This is a genomic window from Streptomyces sp. ActVer (assembly GCF_027270795.1).
Lineage (GTDB): Bacteria > Actinomycetota > Actinomycetes > Streptomycetales > Streptomycetaceae > Streptomyces > Streptomyces umbrinus_A.
In genome coordinates this window covers 1-19,897 of record NZ_JAPWHT010000174.1, presented here as the reverse complement: position 1 = coordinate 19,897, position 19,897 = coordinate 1, and the positions used below count along the sequence as shown (strand labels likewise).

Here is a 19,897-nt window from a genome sequence, read left to right as displayed (position 1 = left end):
GATGCCGCCGGACTCGGCGCCGCGACGCGAGGCGCGCTGGGGAAGGGCCGGGGCGTCTGCGTCCCGGTGGCCTTCGACGGCCTCAGGTCCGCGTGTGAGCGCCTCGCCGGGGCCCGACGGGTCGCTGGGGCCGCCGCCGCGTCCGAGGGCCTGACGGCGCTCCACAGGGCCGTCCGCCGAGTCGGTGGCTCCGGGCCAGTCGTCCGCGGGGCCCCGGCGGGTGCCGAGGGAGTCCCCGGACTCGCGGCGGGACGGTCCTCGCCTGACGCTCCTCGACCGCTTCGGCAGGTTCTCCAGCACGCCGGGCCGCTCGGACGACTCCCGGGCCGCCTGGGGCAGTTCCGTCGCCTCGTCGGCGTCCGCGCGGTGCGTCGCCTCGTCGCGCCGTGTCTTGGTCTGGGTCACGGGGCGCCCGTGGGAGCTGACGAGCTTGGGGGTCCGGCGGCGCGGGAGCTGTCCGGGCCCGCCGGACGGCTCTTCGGCTTCGCCGTCGGCGTGCGACTGCTCGCGCGGATCCTGCCGTACCTGCTGCTGGTCCCCCGGTACCCCGGCGATGGAGCGGCGCGGGCGGAAGATGCCTCCGCCTTCGGCGTCCTGGTCGTCGAGGGCGTCCGGGAAGTCGTCGAGGGCGTCCAGATCGACGGGCGACTCGAGTTCGACGGGGCCGTCCAGCATCGAGGCGGTCCGGCCGGGCAGCGTGACCGGCACCTGGGACAGGGCCGCCGTACGGCCCTCCTCGCCGTCCGTCTTCGAGGGGAGCGCCCGGTCGAGCCGGAAGCCCATGCCGTTCGTGTCGGGCACGTCGTCCGAGAGGAGCGCGTCCGGGACGAAGACCACCGCGGTGGTGCCGCCGTACGGGGACGGCTGCAGCGAGACGCGGACGTTCTGCCGCTGAGCGAGCCGGCTGACCACGAAGAGACCGAGCCGGTCGGTGTCCGAGAGTTCGAACTCGGGGGTCTCGGCGAGCCGCAGGTTGGCGTCGAGGAGCGCCTCCGCGGCCATGCCCAGGCCGCGGTCGTGGATCTCCAGGGTGAAGCCGTTGGCGACACGCTCGCCGAGCACCTGGACGGCCGTGTGCGGCGGCGAGAACACCGTGGCGTTCTCCAGGAGTTCGGCCACCAGGTGGGTGACGTCGGCGACCGCGGACCCGGTGACGGCCATCCGCGGCAGCCGCCGTACCTCGATGCGCTCGTAGTCCTCGACCTCGGCGACGGCGGCGCGTACGACGTCCATCAGCTGGACGGGTTTGCGCCACTGCCGGGACGGGGCGGCGCCGGAGAGGATCACCAGGCCCTCGGCGTGCCGACGCATACGGGTCGTCAGGTGGTCGAGGCGGAACAGGTCGGCGAGTTCGTCGGTGTCGTCGGTCCTGCGCTCCATGGTGTCGAGCAGGGTGAGCTGCTTGTGCAGCAGGACCTGGCTGCGGCGGGCGAGGTTCACGAAGACCTCAGAGACACCACTGCGCAGCTCGGACTGTTTGACGGCGGCCTCGACGGCGGCCCGCTGGAGGATGTTGAGGGCCTGGCTGACCTCGCCGATCTCGTTCTTCTCGTACTCCAGACGCGGGACCTCGGTCTCCACGTCGACCTGTTCGCCCGCGGAGAGGCGGCGCATCACGCTGGGCAGCCGTACGCCGGCCGTCTCGTGGGCCTCCTGGCGGAGCCGGCGCAGGTCGCGGACGAGGCTGCGGCCGATGCGTACGGACATGAACAGCGAGACCAGCAGAGCGCCCAGCCCCAGCACCCCGGCGATGCCGGCCTTGACGATGACGCCGATCGCGACGGGGCGCACCCGGTCCTGGAAGCGGTCGCTCGCCTGGGTGTTGAGCTTGTCGAGCCCGTCGAGGACATCGCCCGCGACGCCGTCCCAGCTCTTCGCGGTGACTCCGCGGGGCTCGCCGGGCGAGGAGGCGATGACGGACTGCTCGGCCACGCGCAGCGGTGCGGTGGAGGCGTTCTTCCAGTAGCGGTCGTAGCGTGCGCGCTCGGTGGTGGGCAGCAGCGGCAGGCCGACCTCGTACATGAGCGTGCGCTGGGCGACGAGGTCGGAGACGTCGCGGGCCTCCTCGCGGGTCACCCGGCCGACGACGAGGGCGGAGCCGAGGAGGGCGTCCTCACGGGCGAGCAGCTCACGGGCGCGCGACATGTTGACGAGGGCGCGGCCCTGCTTGTCCACGTCCACGTTGTCGAGGACCTGGAGGTTCGTCAGGAGGGTGTAACAGGGCTCCACCAGGCGGTTGTAGAGGTCGAGGGCCTGGAGGCGGGTGACGGTGCCGTCCTCGACGCTCTGGCGCAGCGGACCGACGCCGTCGAAGGCGTCCAGGATCGCGGTGAGCCGCTCGGTGGTCTCCGCGCCCATCTCGTCCCGCAGATCGCCGTCCTTGGCGTTCCTGCGGATCTTCGACACGACCTCGTCGGTGGCGGTCCGGGTGCGCCGCAGATCGGCGAGCGCCTCGGAGGCCCGGGGGTCGGCGAGATAGACGAGCGTCTGACGGCGCTCGTCCTGCAGGACGCTGATGACGTCCTCGGTCGGATAGCCGATCTCCTGGACGATGAACGTCGTGTCGAACAGCTGGTTGACCTCGCGTCCCGTGAGTACGGTGGCGAAGCCCCAGATCCCGGTCAGGGAAACCAGCGGCACGAGCAACAGCGCCACGATCTTCCGGCGGATGGACTTCCCGCGAAAGCGCATGGCCTCCCCCAGCTCGACCCCCGGCGACCGGGGGCACGCATGTGCGTCAACAAACGGCGTGAGCCTACTACCGACACAGTGGTATCTCGAAGGCCTGTCCGGACCGACTCGTTCCGGGACGGTAACAGGACATCGGCAGTTGTCCGTTCATTGCGGGAGATTGCCTCCCCGATTCCGACACGGGACACCGGACGCCATCCGGTCCGCATAGCGGGCCAGTTGGCCGGAATTTTACGGTCGGCGGGAATCTTCGGGTTACGTCGATCGTCTGTCTGTACGGAAGTTGGAGGCGGAATCGGCAGCAGGTGCCGCGTGCCGCGCCCAGGCAGCGTAAAACAGCGCAAGCCGGGCAGCCAATGGGGAGCCGGGGTTCTCGTGACTCCGGAGCAGGCGGTTGTCGGGCGGTTGGGGAGTGACGAGTTGATGGGCACGGCGGAGCGGCACGGGACAGCCGGGACGGGCGTCGCGGAAGCCACGGAGGCGCGGCGGGGTCCACAGGCACCGGATCACGACATACCGGCGGGCATCCCGATGAGGGCGGCCGAGGCGGAGCCCCCGGCAGGGGCCGAGGCGAAATCCGCGACGGAGTCGGCCAGGGGGGCCGAGCCGGTGGCGGAAGCGGTCGCGGAGGCGGAGCCGCGGGGCAGGACTCAGATCGAGGCAGAAGCCGCCTTGGAGGCCGCGGCGGAAGCCGAAGAGCAGGGGTACTACCGGCAGTTGTGGGTCGAGGAGCCCGCGACCAGGCGTCGGCTGCCCGATCCCGTACGGGCTTCCGCGGTGCGGGCCGTCATCATCATCGCCGTCACGCTGATCCAGGCGATGGTCGCCTTCCTGTGCACGCTGGCCGGTTCCTGGCTCGCGTTCCCCATGGTGCTGAGCAGCGTGGCGAGCACGGTGGTGGCCACCTGGGGCGCCCTGGACGTCTGGGTGACGCGCCAGGTGTGGAACCAGCGCAACGGCGTGGTGTCGGTGCCCAGCAGCACGGCCCGTGCCCTGCGGCGCGAGCGGCGCAGGGCACGGCGCCAGGAGCGCGCGTCGGAGCGGACCAAGGAGCGGATACGCCGGCAGGGCGGCGGCGCGGGCCAGTTGTCGCACTCCTAGAGGCGGCGCCCCCTGCTGGAAGGCGACGCCCCCCTTGGCCTCGGAAGCGCCCTTCGGCGTGCTGGAAGCGCCCCTCACCGAGCACTCCAGGGCGTTGCCACGGGGCGCGGCCGGGGCGGTAACCCTCCTCCCCCAGGACACGGCGACAGCCCTCCCCCGTCGGGGGTGGCCTCGCTAGGAGGCGGCCGCCTCCACCGTCACCCCGCGCCCGAGTTCACGCCGGGCACGCATGAACGGCGTGGGCGGTCCACGGAGAGCACCGCGGTCGTCCGGCCGTCCCGCTCGTACAGGGCGAGAAAGCCTCCCTCGTCGGGCGCGTCGTCGGTGACGCCGCCCTCCGCGATCCGGACGGTGTCGGTGTCGAGCCGCCGTCCTGCGAACTGGATCCGCGCTCCGTACTGGTCGGACCAGAAGTAGGGCAGCGGGCGCGCGGTCTCCGCCGTGTGTCCCGCGAGGAGGTTGCGCACGGCGACCCGGGGCTGTTCGGTGGCGCTGGTCCAGTGTTCGGCACGGGTACCGCCGACGCGGGCGACGTCACCGACGGCGACCACCTGGGGCAGACCGGTCACGCAGCCGTCGTCGCACAGCACTCCGTCGTGCAGTGCGAGCGTCGAGCCCGCCAGCCAGTCGGTGTTGGGGGTGGCCCCGATGCCGACGATCACGATGTCGGCGGGGAGCAGCCGGCCGTCGGCGAGTTCCACCCCGGTCACCGCGACCGTGCCACGCAGCCCGGCGACGCCGGTGCCCTTGACCAGGTCGACGCCGCCGCGCCGGTGCAGTCCGGCGCACACCGCGGCCATCTCCGGGCCGAGTTGGGGCACCAGCGGCAGCGGTGCGGCCTCGACGACGGTGACGTCGTGGCCGAGTCCCGCGCAGGAGGAGGCCGTCTCGGCGCCGATGAAGCCACCGCCGATGACCACGACACGCCGGGTGCCCGCGGCGAGTTCGGCACGCAGCGCACGCGCGTCGTCGAGGGTGCGCAGGGTGTGGACTCCGGCGAGTTCGCAGCCGGGGAGCCTGCGGGCGGAGGCTCCGGTGGCGATGACCACGCCGTCGGTGGAGACGGTGCGGCCGTCGCTCAGGAGGACGGTCCGGCCGCGCACGTCCAGGCCGCGGGCGCGGACGCCGAGCAGCCACTCGGCGTCGAGCTCGGTGGTCTCCTCGTCGTCGGAGAGAGCGAGTTGGTCCTCGCCGGACCGGCCGGTGAGGAAGTCCTTGGACAACGGGGGGCGGTCGTAGGGGCGGTGCGGTTCGTCCCCGACGACCACCAGCCGCCCGTCGAACCCCTGGGCACGCAGTTCCCGGGCCGCGTACAGCCCGGACAGCGAGGCCCCGACGACGGTCACGGTCCTCATGCCGCGGTGCCCTCCTCTTCGGCCGCCACTTCGGCGAACACTTCGGTCGCCACGTGGACGTGGACCATGCCGTCGTCGACGGTGACGCGGTGGGTGCGGACGGCCCGGCGTGCGGGAAGGCACGTCGGCCTGCCGGTGCGGAGATCGAATGACGCGGCGTGGAGCGGGCATTCGACCAGACAACCCTCCAGCCATCCCTCGGACAGGGACGCATCCTGGTGGGTGCAGGTGTCATCGATGGCGTACAGCTCGCCGTCGGCGTTGAACACGGCGATGGGCGGTGTGGTGTCGATACGGACGGATTCGCCCGCGGGGAGGTCATCAAGGCGGCAGACGGGAATCACGGGCCCCCCTCTCGGTCCAGGACCCACGGTCCTGGACCTCTCAGGTCCGGTCTGGTCCGAGACCTTCCCGGTCACGGACTCTTCGGTAACATGATGTTTCGTATGGCGCACGAGGGAGCGCTATGCGCAACAGAATCCGCGCGGGATGCCCGTCACGTCAAGGGCTTCCGGCAGATGCGGCTCAATCCGGGCCGCCAGGTGGTGAGAGTTGAGTTATGACCCGCACGCAGAAGCAGGCTGACCGCACAGAGGAGACACCCGGGAAGCAGAGCAGGGGCGCAGGGAGCGCCGTCCAGTCCGTGGACCGCGCCGTGAGCGTGCTGGAGATCCTCGCCCGGCTCGGCGAGGCGGGCGTCACCGAGATCGCCGACGAGCTGGAGGTGCACAAGTCCACCGCCTTCCGGCTCCTCGGAGTGCTGGAGAACAGGGGACTGGTCGCCCAGGCCAAGGATCGCGGGAAGTATTACCTGGGCGCCGGCGTACTACGCCTGGCGGGGGCGGCGGCAGTGCGCCTGGACATCTCCCAGGAGGGAGTGCCCGTGTGCCGCGAACTCGCGGACGAGGTGGGCGAGACCGTCAACATCGCGGTGCTCGACGACAACGCGGCGGTCAACATCATGCAGGCCCGCGGCGCCGCGTCCGTGACCGCGCAGAACTGGCTGGGCAGACGCACCCCACTGCACGCCACGTCCAGCGGAAAGGTGCTGCTGGGGCATCTGCCGCCGACCCTGCGGGAAGGACTGCTGGCCAGACCGCTCCCGCGCTTCACCGAGCGCACGATCACCGGTACGGCCGCGCTGCGCGGCGAGCTGGAGGCCGTGGTGGAGCAGGGGTACGCGTTCGCCCTGGAGGAGCTGGAGCTGGGGCTGGCCGCGACAGCCGCCCCGGTGCGCGCCCACGACGGGAAGGTGATCGGCGCGATCAGCGTCTCGGGTCCGGTGTACCGGCTGGATTCGGACCACCTGCCCGATCTCGCCAAGCGCACGGTGGCAGCCGCCGCCGACCTGTCGCGCCGGATGGGATACGGCTTCTGACGGAAGCGGGACCGGACGCGGACCGGAGCCGGAGACCGGACGCCGGAGGGACACGGCACGAAACGCGGGGCCAGGAACACCTGACCCCGCGTTTCTGTGTGTCGGACAGATTTCGTGCCGCCCGTTCCTTTTGCCAAGGATTAACCCGCACCTCTTGACGGCCCCTTGGCGGCGTTCTCACTATGTTCCTCATCGCGCAACCCATAGTGCATTGCGCAACAGCAGAGGAGCTTGGTCGTGCCACACGAGGTCCGTGCCGTAGTCGCTGTGAAGAAGGGCGCACCCGTCGAGGTGCAGACGATCGTCGTTCCCGACCCGGGTCCGGGCGAGGTGCTCGTCTCCGTGCAGGCCTGCGGGGTCTGCCACACGGATCTGCACTATCGGGAGGGCGCGATCAACGACGACTTCCCGTTCCTGCTGGGCCATGAGGCGGCCGGCACGATCGAGGCGATCGGCGAGGGCGTCACCGACCTGGCCCCCGGCGACTATGTGGTGCTCGCCTGGCGGGCCCCCTGCGGTTCGTGTCGCTCCTGTCGCCGGGGCCGTCCCTGGTACTGCTTCGACTCGCGCAACGCCACCCAGCCGATGACCCTTCTGGACGGCACCCCGCTCAGCAACGCCCTCGGTATCGGCGCCTTCGCCGAGAAGACCCTGGTCGCGGCCGGACAGGCGGTGAAGATCGACCCCGCGGCCCGGCCCGAGGCCGCGGGCCTGATCGGCTGCGGTGTGATGGCCGGCTACGGAGCGGCCGTGAACACCGGCAATGTCGGCCGCGGTGACACGGTCGCCGTGATCGGCTGCGGCGGAGTCGGCAACGCGGCCATCGCGGGCGCCTGCCTCAACGGTGCCATGAAGGTCATCGCCGTCGACATCGACGACAAGAAGCTCGACCAGGCGGAGAGGTTCGGCGCCACCCACACGGTCAACTCCCGCGGCACCGATCCCATCGAGGCCGTACGCGCGCTCACCGACGGCTTCGGCGTGGACATCGCCATCGACGCCGTGGGCCGCCCGGAGACCTTCACGCAGGCCTTCTACATGCGCGACCACGCGGGTCTGCTGGTCCAGGTCGGCGTCCCGTCGCCGGACATGAAGGTCGAGCTCCCGCTGATCGACGTGTTCTCCCGGGGCGGCGCGATCAAGTCCTCCTGGTACGGCGACTGCCTGCCCAGCCGCGACTTCCCGTTCCTCATCGACCAGTACCTGTACGGCCTGCTGGACCTCAACGCCTTCGTCACGGAGACCATCGCGCTCGACCAGGTCGAGGAGGCCTTCGCCAAGATGCACCGCGGCGAGGTGCTGCGCTCGGTGGTGGTCATGTGAGCGCCCGGGGGACCGTACGGATCGAGCGAGTGGTCACCTCCGGCACGTTCAGCCTCGACGGCGAGACCTTCGACGTCGACAACAACGTCTGGCTGGTCGGCGACGACGAGGAGGTGCTGATCGTCGACGCCGCCCACGACGCCCGTACGATCCACGAGGCCACCGCGGGCCGCCGGGTGACGGCGATCGTGTGCACCCATGCGCACGACGACCACGTCGACGCGGCGGCCGAGCTGGCCGGGCTGACCGGCGCGCCGGTGCTCCTGCACCCCGACGACCACGAGCTGTGGTCCGCCACGCACCCCGACCGCAAGCCGGACGGCGAGCTCTCCGACGGACAGCGGATCGGCGTCGCCGGGATCGAGCTCCAGGTGATCCACAACCCCGGGCACACCTGGGGCAGCTGCTCCCTGTACGCCACGTTCCTCGACGCGGTCTTCACCGGGGACACCCTCTTCAACGGCGGTCCCGGCGCCACCGGCCGCTCCTACTCCGACCGGCCGACCATCGAGGCCTCCATCCGCAACCGGCTGCTCACGCTGCCCGGCGACACGGACGTCCACACCGGACACGGCGAGGACACCACGATCGCCGCCGAACGCCCCAACGTCCCCGCTCCATAGACGCGTTCACCTCTCCGCTCCAAAAGCGCGTTCACCCCGCCACGACAACCCCCACCACGACAAGGAGGGGCATGTCCAGCACGCCCGAAACGAACCCCCGCGTGGTCATCGTGGGCGCCGGCATCGTCGGCTGTTCCCTCGCCGACGAGCTCACCGCCCGCGGCTGGACCGACGTCACCGTCCTCGAACAGGGACCGCTGCCCGCTCCCGGCGGCTCCACCTCGCACGCGCCGGGCCTGGTCTTCCAGACGAGCCCGTCGAAGACCCTGACCGCCTTCGCCCGGTACACGGTCGAGAAGTTCAACTCCCTCGAAGTGGACGGGGTCTCCTGCTTCAACCCGGTTGGTGGCCTGGAACTGGCGACGACTCCCGAGCGGCTCGCGGAGCTGCACCGCAGGGCCGGATACGCCGCTTCCTGGGGCATCCGCGGCGAGATCGTGAGCGCGTCGCGGTGCAAGGAACTCTGGCCCCTCATCGACGAGTCGGCCGTCCTCGGCGGCTTCCACACCCCCGACGACGGACTGGCCCGCGCGCTGCTCGCGGCCCGCGCCCAGCTGACCCGGGCCGAAAGCCGCGGCGCCCGCTTCCTGGACCGGCACACGGTCACCGGGATCGAGCAGGAGGACGGCAGGGTCACCGCGGTCGTCACCGACCGGGGCACCTTCCCCGCCGACCACGTGGTCTCGGCGGCCGGTTTCTGGGGCCCGGTCATCGGCCGCATGGCCGGCGTCGACGTACCCCTGCAGCCGCTCGCCCACCAGTACGCGAGGACCAGGCCCCTCCCCGAACTGGCCGGGGCCACCGAAGAGGCCTCGAAGCCCATCCTCCGCTTCCAGGACCGCGACCTCTACTTCCGCGAGCACACCGACCGCATCGGCATCGGCAGCTACGCGCACAAGCCGCTCCCCGTCGAACCGTTCGCGGTCCTCGACTACGACGAGGCGCGCGCGAACGACATGGAGATGCCGTCCTCGTTCCCCTTCACCGAGGAGGACTGGGCGCCGAGCTGGGACGACTGCCGCCAACTGATGCCGGCCCTGCGCGAGGCGGAGATCGAGGAGGGCTTCAACGGAGTCTTCTCCTTCACGCCCGACGGCATGCCCGTCCTCGGCGAGTCCCGTGCGCTGCGCGGCTTCTGGCTGGCGGAGGCCGTATGGGTCACGCACTCGGCCGGAGTCGCCAAGGCGGTGGCCGAGTGGATGGTCGACGGCCGCCCGGAGACCGACGCCCACGAGTGCGACCTCACCCGTTTCGAGGACGCCCAGCGCTCCCCCTCGTACATCAAGGACCGGGGTTCGCAGCAGTTCGTCGAGGTGTACGACGTGCTGCACCCGCTCCAGCCGATGGAGCAGCCGCGTCCACTGCGGGTCAGCCCCTTCTACGCCCGCCAGCAGGAACTGGGCGCGTACTTCCTGGAGGGCGGTGGCTGGGAGCGCCCGCACTGGTACGAGGCGAACGCCCCGCTCGTCGACGCCCTCGGCCCGCTCCCCGAGCGCGACGCCTGGTCGGCGCGCTACTGGTCGCCGATCGCGGCGGCCGAGGCGAGGGCGACCCGCGAGAAGGTCGCCCTCTACGACATGACCCCCCTGCGCCGCCTTGAGGTCACCGGCCCCGGAGCCCTCGACTTCCTGCACGGCATGACCACCAACAACCTCCGCAAGAAGCCCGGGGCGGTCACGTACACCCTGCTCCTGGACGAGACGGGCGGCGTACGTTCCGACCTCACCGTCGCGCGGCTCGGCCCCGACCGCTTCCAGGTGGGCGCCAACTCCCCCGCCGACCTGGACTGGCTGGCCCGGCACGCCCCCGGTGGGGGCACCTCCCGCTCGAGCGCAGCCGAGAGTGGGGGAGTGCAGATCCGGGACATCACCTCCGGCACCTGCTGCATCGGCGTCTGGGGGCCGCTCGCCCGCGACCTCGTCCAGCCGCTGACCCGCGACGACTTCTCGCACGAGGGCTTCGGCTACTTCCGCGCGAAGGAGACGTACCTCGGCCATGTCCCGGTCACCGCCATGCGCCTGAGCTACGTCGGCGAGCTGGGCTGGGAGCTCTACACCTCCGCCGACCTGGGGCTCCGCCTCTGGGACACGCTCTGGGAGGCGGGTCAAGAGCACGGTGTGATCGCCGCCGGGCGCTCCGCCTTCAACAGCCTGCGGCTGGAGAAGGGCTACCGCGCCTGGGGTGTCGACATGACCGACGAGCACGACCCGTACGAGGCGGGGGTCGGCTTCGCCGTCCGCCTGGACAAGGGGGACTTCACGGGGATGGCGGCACTGGAGGCCCGGGGCGAGCCCCGGCGCCGGCTCACGCCGCTGCTCCTCGACGACCCGGCGTCCGTGGTCCTCGGAAAGGAGCCGGTGTACGTGGACGGCTCCCCCGCGGGCTACGTCACCAGCGCGTCGTACGGATACACGCTGGGCCGGTGTGTCGCGTACGCCTGGCTGCCCGTGCTCCCCACCGGGGCGAGTGTGCATGTCGAGTACTTCGGCGAGAAGGTGCCCGCGACCGTGGCCGAGGAGCCGCTCTTCGATCCGAAGATGACCCGCATCCGACGTTGATCGCAAGCTCTGGAGGTCCCCTGTGTCCCCTACCTACGACGTGATCGTCATCGGTCTCGGCGGGATGGGCAGTGCTGCCGCCCACCATCTGTCCTCGCGCGGTGTGCGGGTGCTCGGGCTGGAGAAGTTCGGGCCGGTGCACAACCGCGGTTCCAGTCACGGTGGTTCGCGGATCACCCGGCAGTCCTACTTCGAGGACCCGGCGTACGTACCGCTGCTGCTGCGCGCTTACGAGCTGTACGAGGACGTGGAGCGGGCCACCGGCCGGGACGTCGCGACACTGTGCGGCGGTGTGATGGTCGGGCCTCCCGACTCGCTGACCGTCTCGGGTTCGCTGCGCTCGGCCAAGCAGTGGGACCTGCCCCACGAGATGCTGGACGCGGCCGAGATCCGCCGCCGCTTCCCGACGCTCAACCCGAAGCACGACGAGGTCGCGCTCTACGAGAAGAAGGCCGGCCTGGTCCGCCCCGAGAACATGGTCGCGGCCCATCTCCAGCTCGCCACCCGGCAGGGCGCAGACCTGCACTTCGACGAGCCGATGACCCGCTGGGAGCCGTACCGGGACGGGGTTCGCGTCCACACGGCCGAGAACACGTACACCGCGAGCCAGTTGGTGATCTGCCCGGGTGCCTGGGCGCCCCAGCTGCTCACCGACCTCGGGGTGCCGTTCAGCATCGAGCGGCAGGTCATGTACTGGTTCCAGCCGAAGGGCGGGGTCCGGCCGTTCCTGCCCGAGAACCATCCGATCTACATCTGGGAGGACGCGGACGACGTCCAGGTCTACGGCTTCCCGTCCATCGACGGGCCGGAGCTGGGCGCCAAGGTCGCCTTCTTCCGCAAGGGCGTCGAGTGCACCCCGGAGAACATCGACCGCACGGTCCACGAGGACGAGATCCAGGCGATGGCGGACCACATGTCCCGCTGCATCCCGGACCTGCCCGGCACCTTCCTCAAGGCCGCCACCTGCATGTACTCCAACACCCCGGACGAGCACTTCGTCCTCGCCCGGCATCCCGCGCACCCGGAGTCCGTGACCGTGGCCTGCGGGTTCTCCGGGCACGGATTCAAGTTCGTGCCGGTCGTCGGCGAGATCCTCGCCGATCTGGCCCTCACGGGCACCACCGCTCACCCGATCGGCCTGTTCGACCCCCACCGCCTCGCCGCCGCGCCCGCCTGAGGAGCACGCACGTGACGACGACCCCCGTCTCCCCCGCCCCCGCCTCCGCCCCCGGTCAGCTGCCGCCCAGCCTGATCGCCACCCTTCCGGGGCACTACTACACCGACCCGGAGATCTTCCGGCAGGAGCAGGAACGGCTCTTCGAGTCGATGTGGTTGTGCGCTGTCCGCGGCGCCGACCTGGCCAAACCGGGCGCGTTCCGTACGGTCCAGGTCGGTCGCGAGAGCGTCCTGATCACCCGCTCCCGCACCGGTGAGCTGCGCGCGTTCCTGAACGTCTGCCGCCACCGCGGGGCCCGTCTCTGTCTGGAGGAGGCCGGCGAGGTCCGGCGCAATCTCCAGTGCCCGTACCACGCGTGGACGTACGACCTCGACGGCAAGCTGATCGCGGCGCCGAACCTGGTGAAGATGCCGGACGTCGACCGGACGGAGTACGGCCTGGTCAAGGTCGCGCTGCGGGAGTGGCTCGGCTACGCCTGGGTCTGTCTGGCCGACGAGCCGCCGTCCTTCGAGGAGACGGTGATGGGCGCGGCCGTGGAGCGGCTCGGGAACGTGGCGGCCATCGAGCACTACAGCACGGAGAACCTCGCCCTCGGAAAACGCATCACCTATGACGTGAAGGCGAACTGGAAACTGATCGTCGAGAACTTCATGGAGTGCTACCACTGCGCGACGATCCACCCCGAGCTCACCGACGTCCTCCCGGAGTTCGCCGACGGCTACGCGGCCCAGTACTACGTGGGGCACGGCGCCGAGTTCGGCGAGGAGGTCAAGGGCTTCACCGTCGACGGCAGCGAGGGATTCGGGAGACTTCCCGAGGTCGCGGAGGATCAGGACCGTCGTTACTATGCGATAACGGTCAAACCAACCGTGTTCATCAATCTCGTCCCCGACCATGTCATCCTGCACCGCATGTTCCCCCTCGCCGAGGACCGGACGATCGTGGAGTGCGACTGGCTCTACGCACCCGAGGTCGTCGAGTCGGGCGCCGATGTGTCGAAGTCCGTGGAACTCTTCCACCGGGTCAACGCCCAGGACTTCGAGGCCTGCGAGCGTACGCAGCCCGCGATGGCGTCCCGCGCCTACCGGAGGGGCGGGGTGCTGGTGCCCACCGAGCACCACATCGGGATTTTCCACGAGTGGCTCATTGGCATGCTGGGAGGCATGGATGGCTGATCTCTATATCGGCGGCACGTGGACGAGCGCGCGGGAGAAGGGCACCCGCGAGATCCGCTGTCCGGCCGACGGTTCACTCGTCGCCGTCGTGGACGAGGCGGGCCCCCAGGACACGGCCGACGCGATCGCGGCCGCGCGCCGCGCCTTCGACGACGGCCCCTGGCCCCGGACGCCCCCGAACGAGCGCGGCGACCTGCTGCTCCGGGTCGCCGACCTGCTCGCCCGCGACAAGGACGTACTCGCCCGGGCGGAGTCCCTCGACACCGGCAAGCGCCTGGTGGAGAGCGAGTACGACATCGACGACATCGAGAACTGCTTCCGCTACTTCGGCCGGCTCGTCGCGAGCGAGTCCGGCCGGGTCGTGGAGACGGGCACGGAGGGCGTCGACAGCCGGGTCGTATACGAACCGGTCGGTGTCTGCGCGCTGATCACCCCCTGGAACTATCCGCTGCTCCAGACGGCGTGGAAGGTCGCCCCGGCGCTCGCCGCGGGCAACACCTTCATCCTCAAGCCGAGCGAGCTGACCCCGCACACCGCGATCCATCTGATGCGCCTCCTGGAGGAGGCCGGGGTGCCCGCCGGCGTGGCGAACCTGGTCCTCGGCGCCGGTCCCGAGGCCGGCGCTCCGCTGGGCGACCATCCGGACGTGGACCTGGTGTCCTTCACCGGCGGTCTGCAGACCGGCCGCAGACTCATGGCCGCGGCGGCCGGGACGGTGAAGAAGGTCGCCCTCGAACTGGGCGGCAAGAACCCGAACATCGTCTTCGCCGACGCCGACTTCGAGACGGCCGTCGACATGGCGTTGACGGCCGTCTTCCTGCATTCCGGGCAGGTCTGCTCGGCCGGGGCCCGGCTCCTCGTCGAGGACTCGCTGCACGACCGGTTCGTCGACGAGGTCGTCCGCAGGGCCCGGCAGATCAGGCTGGGCGGACCGTTCGACGAGCAGGCACAGACCGGTCCGCTGATCTCGGCGGCCCACCGGGAGAAGGTCGAGGCGTACGTCGCCAAGGGCCTGGAGGAGGGCGCGGTCCTGCGCTGCGGCGGGGAACGCCCGGCGGATCCTCCGCACCCGGACGGCTTCTACTACCCGCCGACCGTGCTCGACGAGTGCTCCGGCCCGATGTCGGTCGTCCAGGAGGAGTCCTTCGGGCCCGTGCTGACCGTGGAGCGGTTCACGGACGAGGCGGAGGCGGTGCGGCTGGCCAACGACACGATCTACGGTCTCGCCGGCGGGATCTTCACCTCGGACGAGGCGAAGGCCCAGCGGGTCGCGTCCGCGCTGCGGATCGGCACCATCTGGATCAACGACTACCACCCGTACGTCCCACAGGCCGAGTGGGGCGGTTACAAGCAGTCCGGGTTCGGGCGGGAGCTCGGTCCTGCCGGTCTCGCCGAGTACCGCGAGACCAAACACATCTGGCGCACGACCAATCCCAGTCCACAGGGCTGGTTCTCCTGATCCATGCCCCAGGGCCGGTTCTCCGGATCCTTCGCAAAAAACCGGCACTCCTCATGGTCAGAACCACTGGCGAGCACCGTAAGATCCAGCCTTCTTCACCCTGAGATCCAGCACCCGCGCACCAACGACCCCGCACGAGCCGCACTCCCCTCCCGCCCGGGAGAACTCCCCCTTCCCAGGAGGCGCCTCATGACCACCACCGCTCAACCACCTGAGAAACACAGTAACGACGACTCCGAGCTCAACGAGTTCGGCTACAAGCCCGAACTGAAGCGCACGCTCGGCAATTTCCACACCTTCGCCGCCGGTATCAGCTACATCTCCATCCTCACCGGCACCTTCCAGCTCTTCTACTTCGGTTACGGCAGCGGCGGGCCCGCCTACTGGTGGTCCTGGCCCATGGTCTTCGTCGGCCAGTTCATGGTCGCGCTCTGCTTCGCCGAACTCGCCGCGCGCTATCCGGTGGCCGGCTCCGTCTACAACTGGTCCAAGAAGGTGGGCAACCCGCACATAGGCTGGCTGGCGGGCTGGACGATGCTGATCGCCTCGATCGTGTCGATCGCGGCCGTGGCCCTTGCGTATCAGTTGACGCTTCCCCAGATCTCTTCCACGTTCCAGTTCGTGGGCGACGGCACCGGCAAGTACGACGTCGCCACCAACGCCGTGCTGCTGGCCTCCGTGCTCATCGTCTTCACCACCCTGGTGAACGCCCTCGGCGTGAAGCTGATGGCCCGGATCAACACGGCGGGCGTCTTCATCGAGCTGATCGCCACCGTCGTGCTGATCGTGCTGTTCGCCGTGCACATCACCCGTGGACCGGGGGTCGTGCTGGAGACCAACGGCACGGGAGCGGGCCAGCCCGGCGGCTACTTCGGCGCGTTCCTGATCGCGTCGCTGGCGTCCGCGTACGTGATGTACGGCTTCGACACGGCCGCCTCGCTCGGCGAGGAGTCCCTCGACCCGTCGCGCAACGCGCCGCGCGCGATCCTCCGCGCCATCGTCGCCTCGTTCATCCTCGGCGGGCTCATCCTGCTGCTCGCGCTGATGAGCGTGTCCAGCCTGAAGGGCGACAAGCTGTCCACGGACGGTCTGCAGTACGTCGTCCTCAACGTGCTCGGCGAGGACGCGGGCAAGGCCATGCTGTGGTGCGTGTTCATCGCGGTCACCGTGTGCGCCCTGGCCGTTCACACGGCGGCGATCCGGCTGGCCTTCGCGATGTCCCGCGACAACAACCTGCCCGCCTCCGCCAAGCTGGCCAAGGTCCACCCGCGCTTCCAGACCCCGATCCTGCCCGCGGTGATCATCGGCATCCTGGCGCTGGCGATCCTGGTGGTCAACATCCGCCAGCCGCAGATCTTCACCGTGGTCACCAGTATCGGCATCATCCTGATCTACCTCGCGTATCTGCTGGTCACCGGGCCCATGCTGGTGGCCAGGCTGCGCGGCAAGTGGCAGCCCGCGGGCGACGGCAAGTTCTCGCTCGGCCGCTGGGGACTGCCCGTCAACATCGTCGCCGTGGTGTGGGGCGCGGCCATGATGATCAACCTGATCTGGCCGCGCGCCGCGGTCTACAACGCGGCCGCCCCATACCACTGGTATCTGCGCTGGGGTGCCGTCCTGTTCGTCGGCATCGTGATGGGCGGCGGTTTCGCCTACTACTGGTTCGTGCAGCGGCACCGCACCGGAGTGCTCGCCGAGCACCAGTACAAGGCCCCCGACACGCCTCTTCCGCCCTCCTCTCCCGCGGCCACCCCGACGGCCGACTGAGCGCCCGACCCGAAGGCAGAACGTCGCAAGGACTCAAGGAGGTCAACTCCCCATGAACGAAGACGAGTTCGACTACGTCGTGGTCGGCGGAGGCACCGCGGGCAATGTGGTCGCGGCCCGGCTCTCCGAGGACCCGTCCGTCACGGTGTGCGTCCTGGAGGCGGGGCCCAGCGACGTCGGTGACGACGACGTCATGAAGCTGGAACGCTGGATGGGACTCCTTGAGTCCGGCTACGACTGGGACTACCCGGTCGAGCCGCAGGCCAGCGGCAACAGCTTCATGCGGCACGCCCGCGCCAGGGTGCTCGGCGGCTGTTCCTCGCACAACTCCTGTATCGCCTTCTGGGCACCGGCCGAGGACCTGGACGGCTGGGCGGCAGCGGGCTGTACGGGCTGGAGCGCGGCCGAGCTCTTCCCGCTCTACCAGCGGCTGGAGAACAACGACGCTCCCGGCGAGCACCACGGGCGCACCGGCCCGGTGAAGCTGCGCCAGCTGAAGGGCAACGACCCTTGTGGCACCGCCCTGTTGGAGGCCTGCGCCCAGGCCGGCATCCCGACCACCCCGTTCAACACCGGAAAGACGGTCGTGCGCGGGGCCAACTGGTTCCAGATCAACTCCGACGAGAACAACATCCGCCAGTCCTCGTCGGTCGCCTATCTGCACCCGATCCTCGGCAAGCGTCCGAACCTGGACGTACGGACCGGGGTGCGGGCCAAGAAGCTCGTGCTCGACGGGCGGCGCTGCGTGGGCGCCGAGTACCTGGACCCGGACCTGATCCACACCCGGACGGTACGGGCCAGGCGCGAGGTGATCGTGTCCTGCGGCTCCATCGACAGCGCGAAGCTGCTGATGCTGTCGGGCATCGGGCCCGCCGGGCATCTGCGTGAGGTGGGTGTCGACGTGGTGGTGGACTCGGCCGGCGTGGGCGAGAACCTTCAGGACCACCCCGAGGGCGTCATCATGTGGGACGCCAAGCAGCCCATGACGACCACCTCAAGCCAGTGGTGGGAGGCGGGCATCTTCTACGACACCGAACCGGGCCTGGACCGCCCGGACTTGATGTTCCACTACGGCTCGGTCCCGTTCGACATGAACACGGCCCGGTGGGGCTATCCGACCTCCGAGAACGCGTTCTGTCTCACGCCGAACGTGACGAGCGCGAAGTCGCGCGGCACGGTGCGGCTGCGGACGCGCGACTTCCGGGACAAGCCCAAGGTCGACCCGCGGTACTTCACGCACGAGCACGACGCGCGCGTGATGACGTTCGGGCTGAAGCTGGCCCGGCGTATCGCGGAGCAGCCCGCGCTGAGCGGGTGGGCCGGGGCCGAGCTGGCACCCGGGCCGGATGTCCGCACGGACGACGAGCTGCTCGACTACATCCACAAGACGCACAACACCGTCTATCACCCGTCGTGCACGGTGAAGATGGGTGCGGACGACGACGCCTCGGCGCCGCTCGACGCGCGTTTGCGGGTCAAGGGGATCGAGGGGCTGCGGGTCGCGGACGGGTCCGTGATGCCGGATCTTGTGGCGGTCAATCCGTGCATCACGACCATGATGATCGGCGAGAAGTGCGCTGATCTTTTGAAGGAGGACGCCCTGTAAGGGGTTGTGGGGAGCTGCGGGTCCGTTGTGGCTGGTCGCGCAGTTCCCCGCGCCCCTCAGGGGGCGCTCGGCGCCGGACGCTTGTACATGCGGGTCGCCGTGATCTCGGTGTGCACCGCCTCCCCGGCGGGAGCCTCCCGCGGCAGGCCCGGCCGGAGGTGTTCCTCCACGCTGATGTACTTCAGCCCGGCGCGGAGGTCCGCGTCGTTGCGGAGGCGGATGACCAGAGGGAACTCCGCAAGCGCGGTCGTGTCGAACAGGCCCGTGGTGTAGAGGAGTTGGACACCGAGGGCGTCCGACACGGCCCGCTGGAGCTCCAGCAGGTACGTCGCGTTGGCGCGGCCGATCGGGTTGTCCAGGAAGAGCGTGCCGGCATGCCGGTGCTTGTCGCTGCGGCCCCGGTCGTTCGAGCGCAGGGCCGCCATCGTGCAGTACAGCGCGATCGCGGCGGTGAGCAGCTGGCCGCCGGAGAACACGTCGCCCATCTGTCCGACGGGCACCCGCTCAGCGCGCAGTACGGCGTCTGGCTTGAGGATCTCGACTGCGACGCCCTTGGGCTGGAGGGCCGCGCTGACCCCTCTGAGCAGCAGGGACATTCCGTCGCGGCGCATGTCGGAGTTCTTCTTGACGGCCGCGCGGGTCGCCTCGTCGACGACCTCGCCGAGCCGCTCGGCGAGCGTGGCCTGGTCGGGCTCCTCGAAGCGGATGCGCAGGAACTCCTGCCCCGACCACTCCCCGAGCCCTTCGGGGAGCCGCGACAGCCGCTGGGCCGACCTGAGCGTGGCGAGCGCGGACTCGACGAGCCCGCGCAGCCGGTCGACGATCGAGTCGCGGTTGCGCTCCAGCTGCTCCAACTCGTCGGTGAGGACCCGGAGTCGGGGTGCGAAGGCGTCCGCCCACTTCTGCGCGTGCTCGGGCAGGGAGGATGCCGGCAGCTCACGGATCTGCTGGCGGGCGGGCGTGCGCACCTGCTCGTAGCGCGTGGAGTTGGCGTGCCGTACAAGTACGTCGCTCGCCTCGCGCACCGAGGTCTCGGCGGCGGTGAGGTCGGCCGCGCAGCCGCGCAGGGAGCGGCGGGACTCGGCGGCGGAGTGCCGGGCCTCTTCGAGGGTGCCGGGGTAGGGCTCGGGCTCCTCGTGCTCCTCGTCCGCGTGCTCCCTGAGTAGGTCCCGGAGCAGGGCGGCCGTCTCGTCGAAACCGCCCGCCGCGTCCTCGGCGGCGCGGTGGGCGTCGAGCAGTTCGGCGTGGGCCGCGCGCGCCTGGCTCAACGCCTCGGTGCGGGAGGCGAGTTCACCGGTGGCGGTGCGCAGCAGGCTCTGTGCGTGCTCGGCGTCGCGCGGGACCAGGTCCTCGGGCAGCTCGGTGTGCGCCTCACCGTCCTCGGGCGCGTGCCGCTCGGCCTCGCCCCGCAGCCGTCCGAGCTGCTCGCTCGCGGTCGACATACGCGTTTCCAGAAGCTGGACCAGTTCCTCGGCACGGGCCGAGGCGGCCTGCCGTGAGGGTCCGTCGGAGCCGTCGGTCGACTCCAGGAGCTGGGCGGCGCGCGTACGCACCTTGTTGCTCAGCCGCTCCAGCTCGGCGAGCGCCGCGCTCTCGTCGCTCTCGGCCCGGGACTGCTCGGCCCGCAGGTCGGCGCCGACGCCGACCTGCTCGTAGAGCTGGGAGGCGGCGCGGTAGGAGATCG

The 19,897-nt window shown here is 70.4% G+C and carries 12 protein-coding genes and 2 pseudogenes; 10 read left to right on the top strand and 4 right to left on the bottom strand.

The features are described 5' to 3' along the window. Window positions 1–2,691: nitrate- and nitrite sensing domain-containing protein (locus O3Q52_RS26500; RefSeq protein WP_269651244.1), on the bottom strand; the 2,691-nt coding region annotated here is incomplete at its 3' end. 423 nt (window positions 2,692–3,114) lie between these two features. On the opposite strand from O3Q52_RS26500, the gene O3Q52_RS26495 reads away from it, so the two are divergent. Then, window positions 3,115–3,792 carry a hypothetical protein gene (locus O3Q52_RS26495; RefSeq protein WP_269651245.1) on the top strand — a complete coding sequence of 226 codons (678 nt, stop codon included), beginning with the start codon at window positions 3,115–3,117 and terminating at the stop codon, window positions 3,790–3,792. 174 nt (window positions 3,793–3,966) lie between these two features. Here O3Q52_RS26495 and O3Q52_RS26490 read toward each other — a convergent pair. Together O3Q52_RS26490 and O3Q52_RS26485 are read right to left on the bottom strand one after the other, a co-directional pair. Beyond that, window positions 3,967–5,147, bottom strand: a pseudogene (locus O3Q52_RS26490) (NAD(P)/FAD-dependent oxidoreductase). Continuing rightward, the gene (locus O3Q52_RS26485) at window positions 5,144–5,491 is read right to left on the bottom strand and encodes a bifunctional 3-phenylpropionate/cinnamic acid dioxygenase ferredoxin subunit (protein WP_269651243.1); all 348 of its coding nucleotides are present in this window, start codon (window positions 5,489–5,491) and stop codon (window positions 5,144–5,146) included. The pseudogene O3Q52_RS26490 and the gene O3Q52_RS26485 overlap by 4 nt, the downstream one beginning before the upstream one ends. Before the next feature lie 215 nt (window positions 5,492–5,706). Between O3Q52_RS26485 and O3Q52_RS26480 the strand changes: the two genes are divergently transcribed. The 9 genes from O3Q52_RS26480 to O3Q52_RS26440 all read left to right on the top strand — a co-directional run bounded on the left by O3Q52_RS26480 (window position 5,707) and on the right by O3Q52_RS26440 (window position 18,213). Next, the gene (locus tag O3Q52_RS26480) at window positions 5,707–6,525 is read left to right on the top strand and encodes an IclR family transcriptional regulator (protein ID WP_079053076.1); all 819 of its coding nucleotides are present in this window, start codon (window positions 5,707–5,709) and stop codon (window positions 6,523–6,525) included. A 237-nt stretch (window positions 6,526–6,762) separates the two neighbouring features. After that, window positions 6,763–7,848 (top strand): S-(hydroxymethyl)mycothiol dehydrogenase, encoded by a 1,086-nt coding sequence (locus tag O3Q52_RS26475; protein ID WP_269651242.1) that lies wholly within the window; start codon window positions 6,763–6,765, stop codon window positions 7,846–7,848. After that, window positions 7,845–8,471 carry an MBL fold metallo-hydrolase gene (locus O3Q52_RS26470; protein WP_269651241.1) on the top strand — a complete coding sequence of 209 codons (627 nt, stop codon included), beginning with the start codon at window positions 7,845–7,847 and terminating at the stop codon, window positions 8,469–8,471. The genes O3Q52_RS26475 and O3Q52_RS26470 overlap by 4 nt, the downstream gene beginning before the upstream one ends. Before the next feature lie 71 nt (window positions 8,472–8,542). Next, entirely contained in the window at window positions 8,543–11,029 is a 2,487-nt protein-coding gene (locus O3Q52_RS26465; protein ID WP_269651240.1) for an FAD-dependent oxidoreductase, read from the top strand. A gap of 22 nt (window positions 11,030–11,051) precedes the next feature. Then, window positions 11,052–12,206 (top strand): N-methyl-L-tryptophan oxidase, encoded by a 1,155-nt coding sequence (gene solA / locus O3Q52_RS26460; RefSeq protein WP_269651239.1) that lies wholly within the window; start codon window positions 11,052–11,054, stop codon window positions 12,204–12,206. Between the two features lie 11 nt (window positions 12,207–12,217). Further along, complete coding sequence (locus O3Q52_RS26455; protein WP_269651238.1) at window positions 12,218–13,381, top strand: aromatic ring-hydroxylating dioxygenase subunit alpha; 1,164 nt, start codon at window positions 12,218–12,220, stop codon at window positions 13,379–13,381. Then, complete coding sequence (locus O3Q52_RS26450) at window positions 13,374–14,840, top strand: aldehyde dehydrogenase family protein (RefSeq protein ID WP_055611055.1); 1,467 nt, start codon at window positions 13,374–13,376, stop codon at window positions 14,838–14,840. The genes O3Q52_RS26455 and O3Q52_RS26450 overlap by 8 nt, the downstream gene beginning before the upstream one ends. A 189-nt stretch (window positions 14,841–15,029) precedes the next feature. Then, window positions 15,030–16,607 (top strand): APC family permease, encoded by a 1,578-nt coding sequence (locus O3Q52_RS26445; RefSeq protein ID WP_269651237.1) that lies wholly within the window; start codon window positions 15,030–15,032, stop codon window positions 16,605–16,607. Window positions 16,608–16,659: 52 nt separating this feature from the next. Further along, window positions 16,660–18,213 carry a GMC family oxidoreductase gene (locus O3Q52_RS26440; protein WP_269651236.1) on the top strand — a complete coding sequence of 518 codons (1,554 nt, stop codon included), beginning with the start codon at window positions 16,660–16,662 and terminating at the stop codon, window positions 18,211–18,213. Window positions 18,214–18,269: 56 nt separating this feature from the next. Here O3Q52_RS26440 and O3Q52_RS26435 read toward each other — a convergent pair. After that, a pseudogene (locus O3Q52_RS26435) lies at window positions 18,270–19,897 on the bottom strand (hypothetical protein); the annotation flags it as partial.

Excerpts from the sequence above, each read along its gene's own strand:
- O3Q52_RS26450 (WP_055611055.1), top strand. The coding sequence starts at position 13,374 with ATGGCTGATCTCTATATCGGCGGCACGTGGACGAGCGCGCGGGAGAAG.
- O3Q52_RS26465 (WP_269651240.1), top strand. The coding sequence starts at position 8,543 with ATGTCCAGCACGCCCGAAACGAACCCCCGCGTGGTCATCGTGGGCGCC.
- O3Q52_RS26480 (WP_079053076.1), top strand. The coding sequence starts at position 5,707 with ATGACCCGCACGCAGAAGCAGGCTGACCGCACAGAGGAGACACCCGGG.
- O3Q52_RS26445 (WP_269651237.1), top strand. The coding sequence starts at position 15,030 with ATGACCACCACCGCTCAACCACCTGAGAAACACAGTAACGACGACTCC.
- O3Q52_RS26495 (WP_269651245.1), top strand. The coding sequence starts at position 3,115 with ATGGGCACGGCGGAGCGGCACGGGACAGCCGGGACGGGCGTCGCGGAA.
- O3Q52_RS26440 (WP_269651236.1), top strand. The coding sequence starts at position 16,660 with ATGAACGAAGACGAGTTCGACTACGTCGTGGTCGGCGGAGGCACCGCG.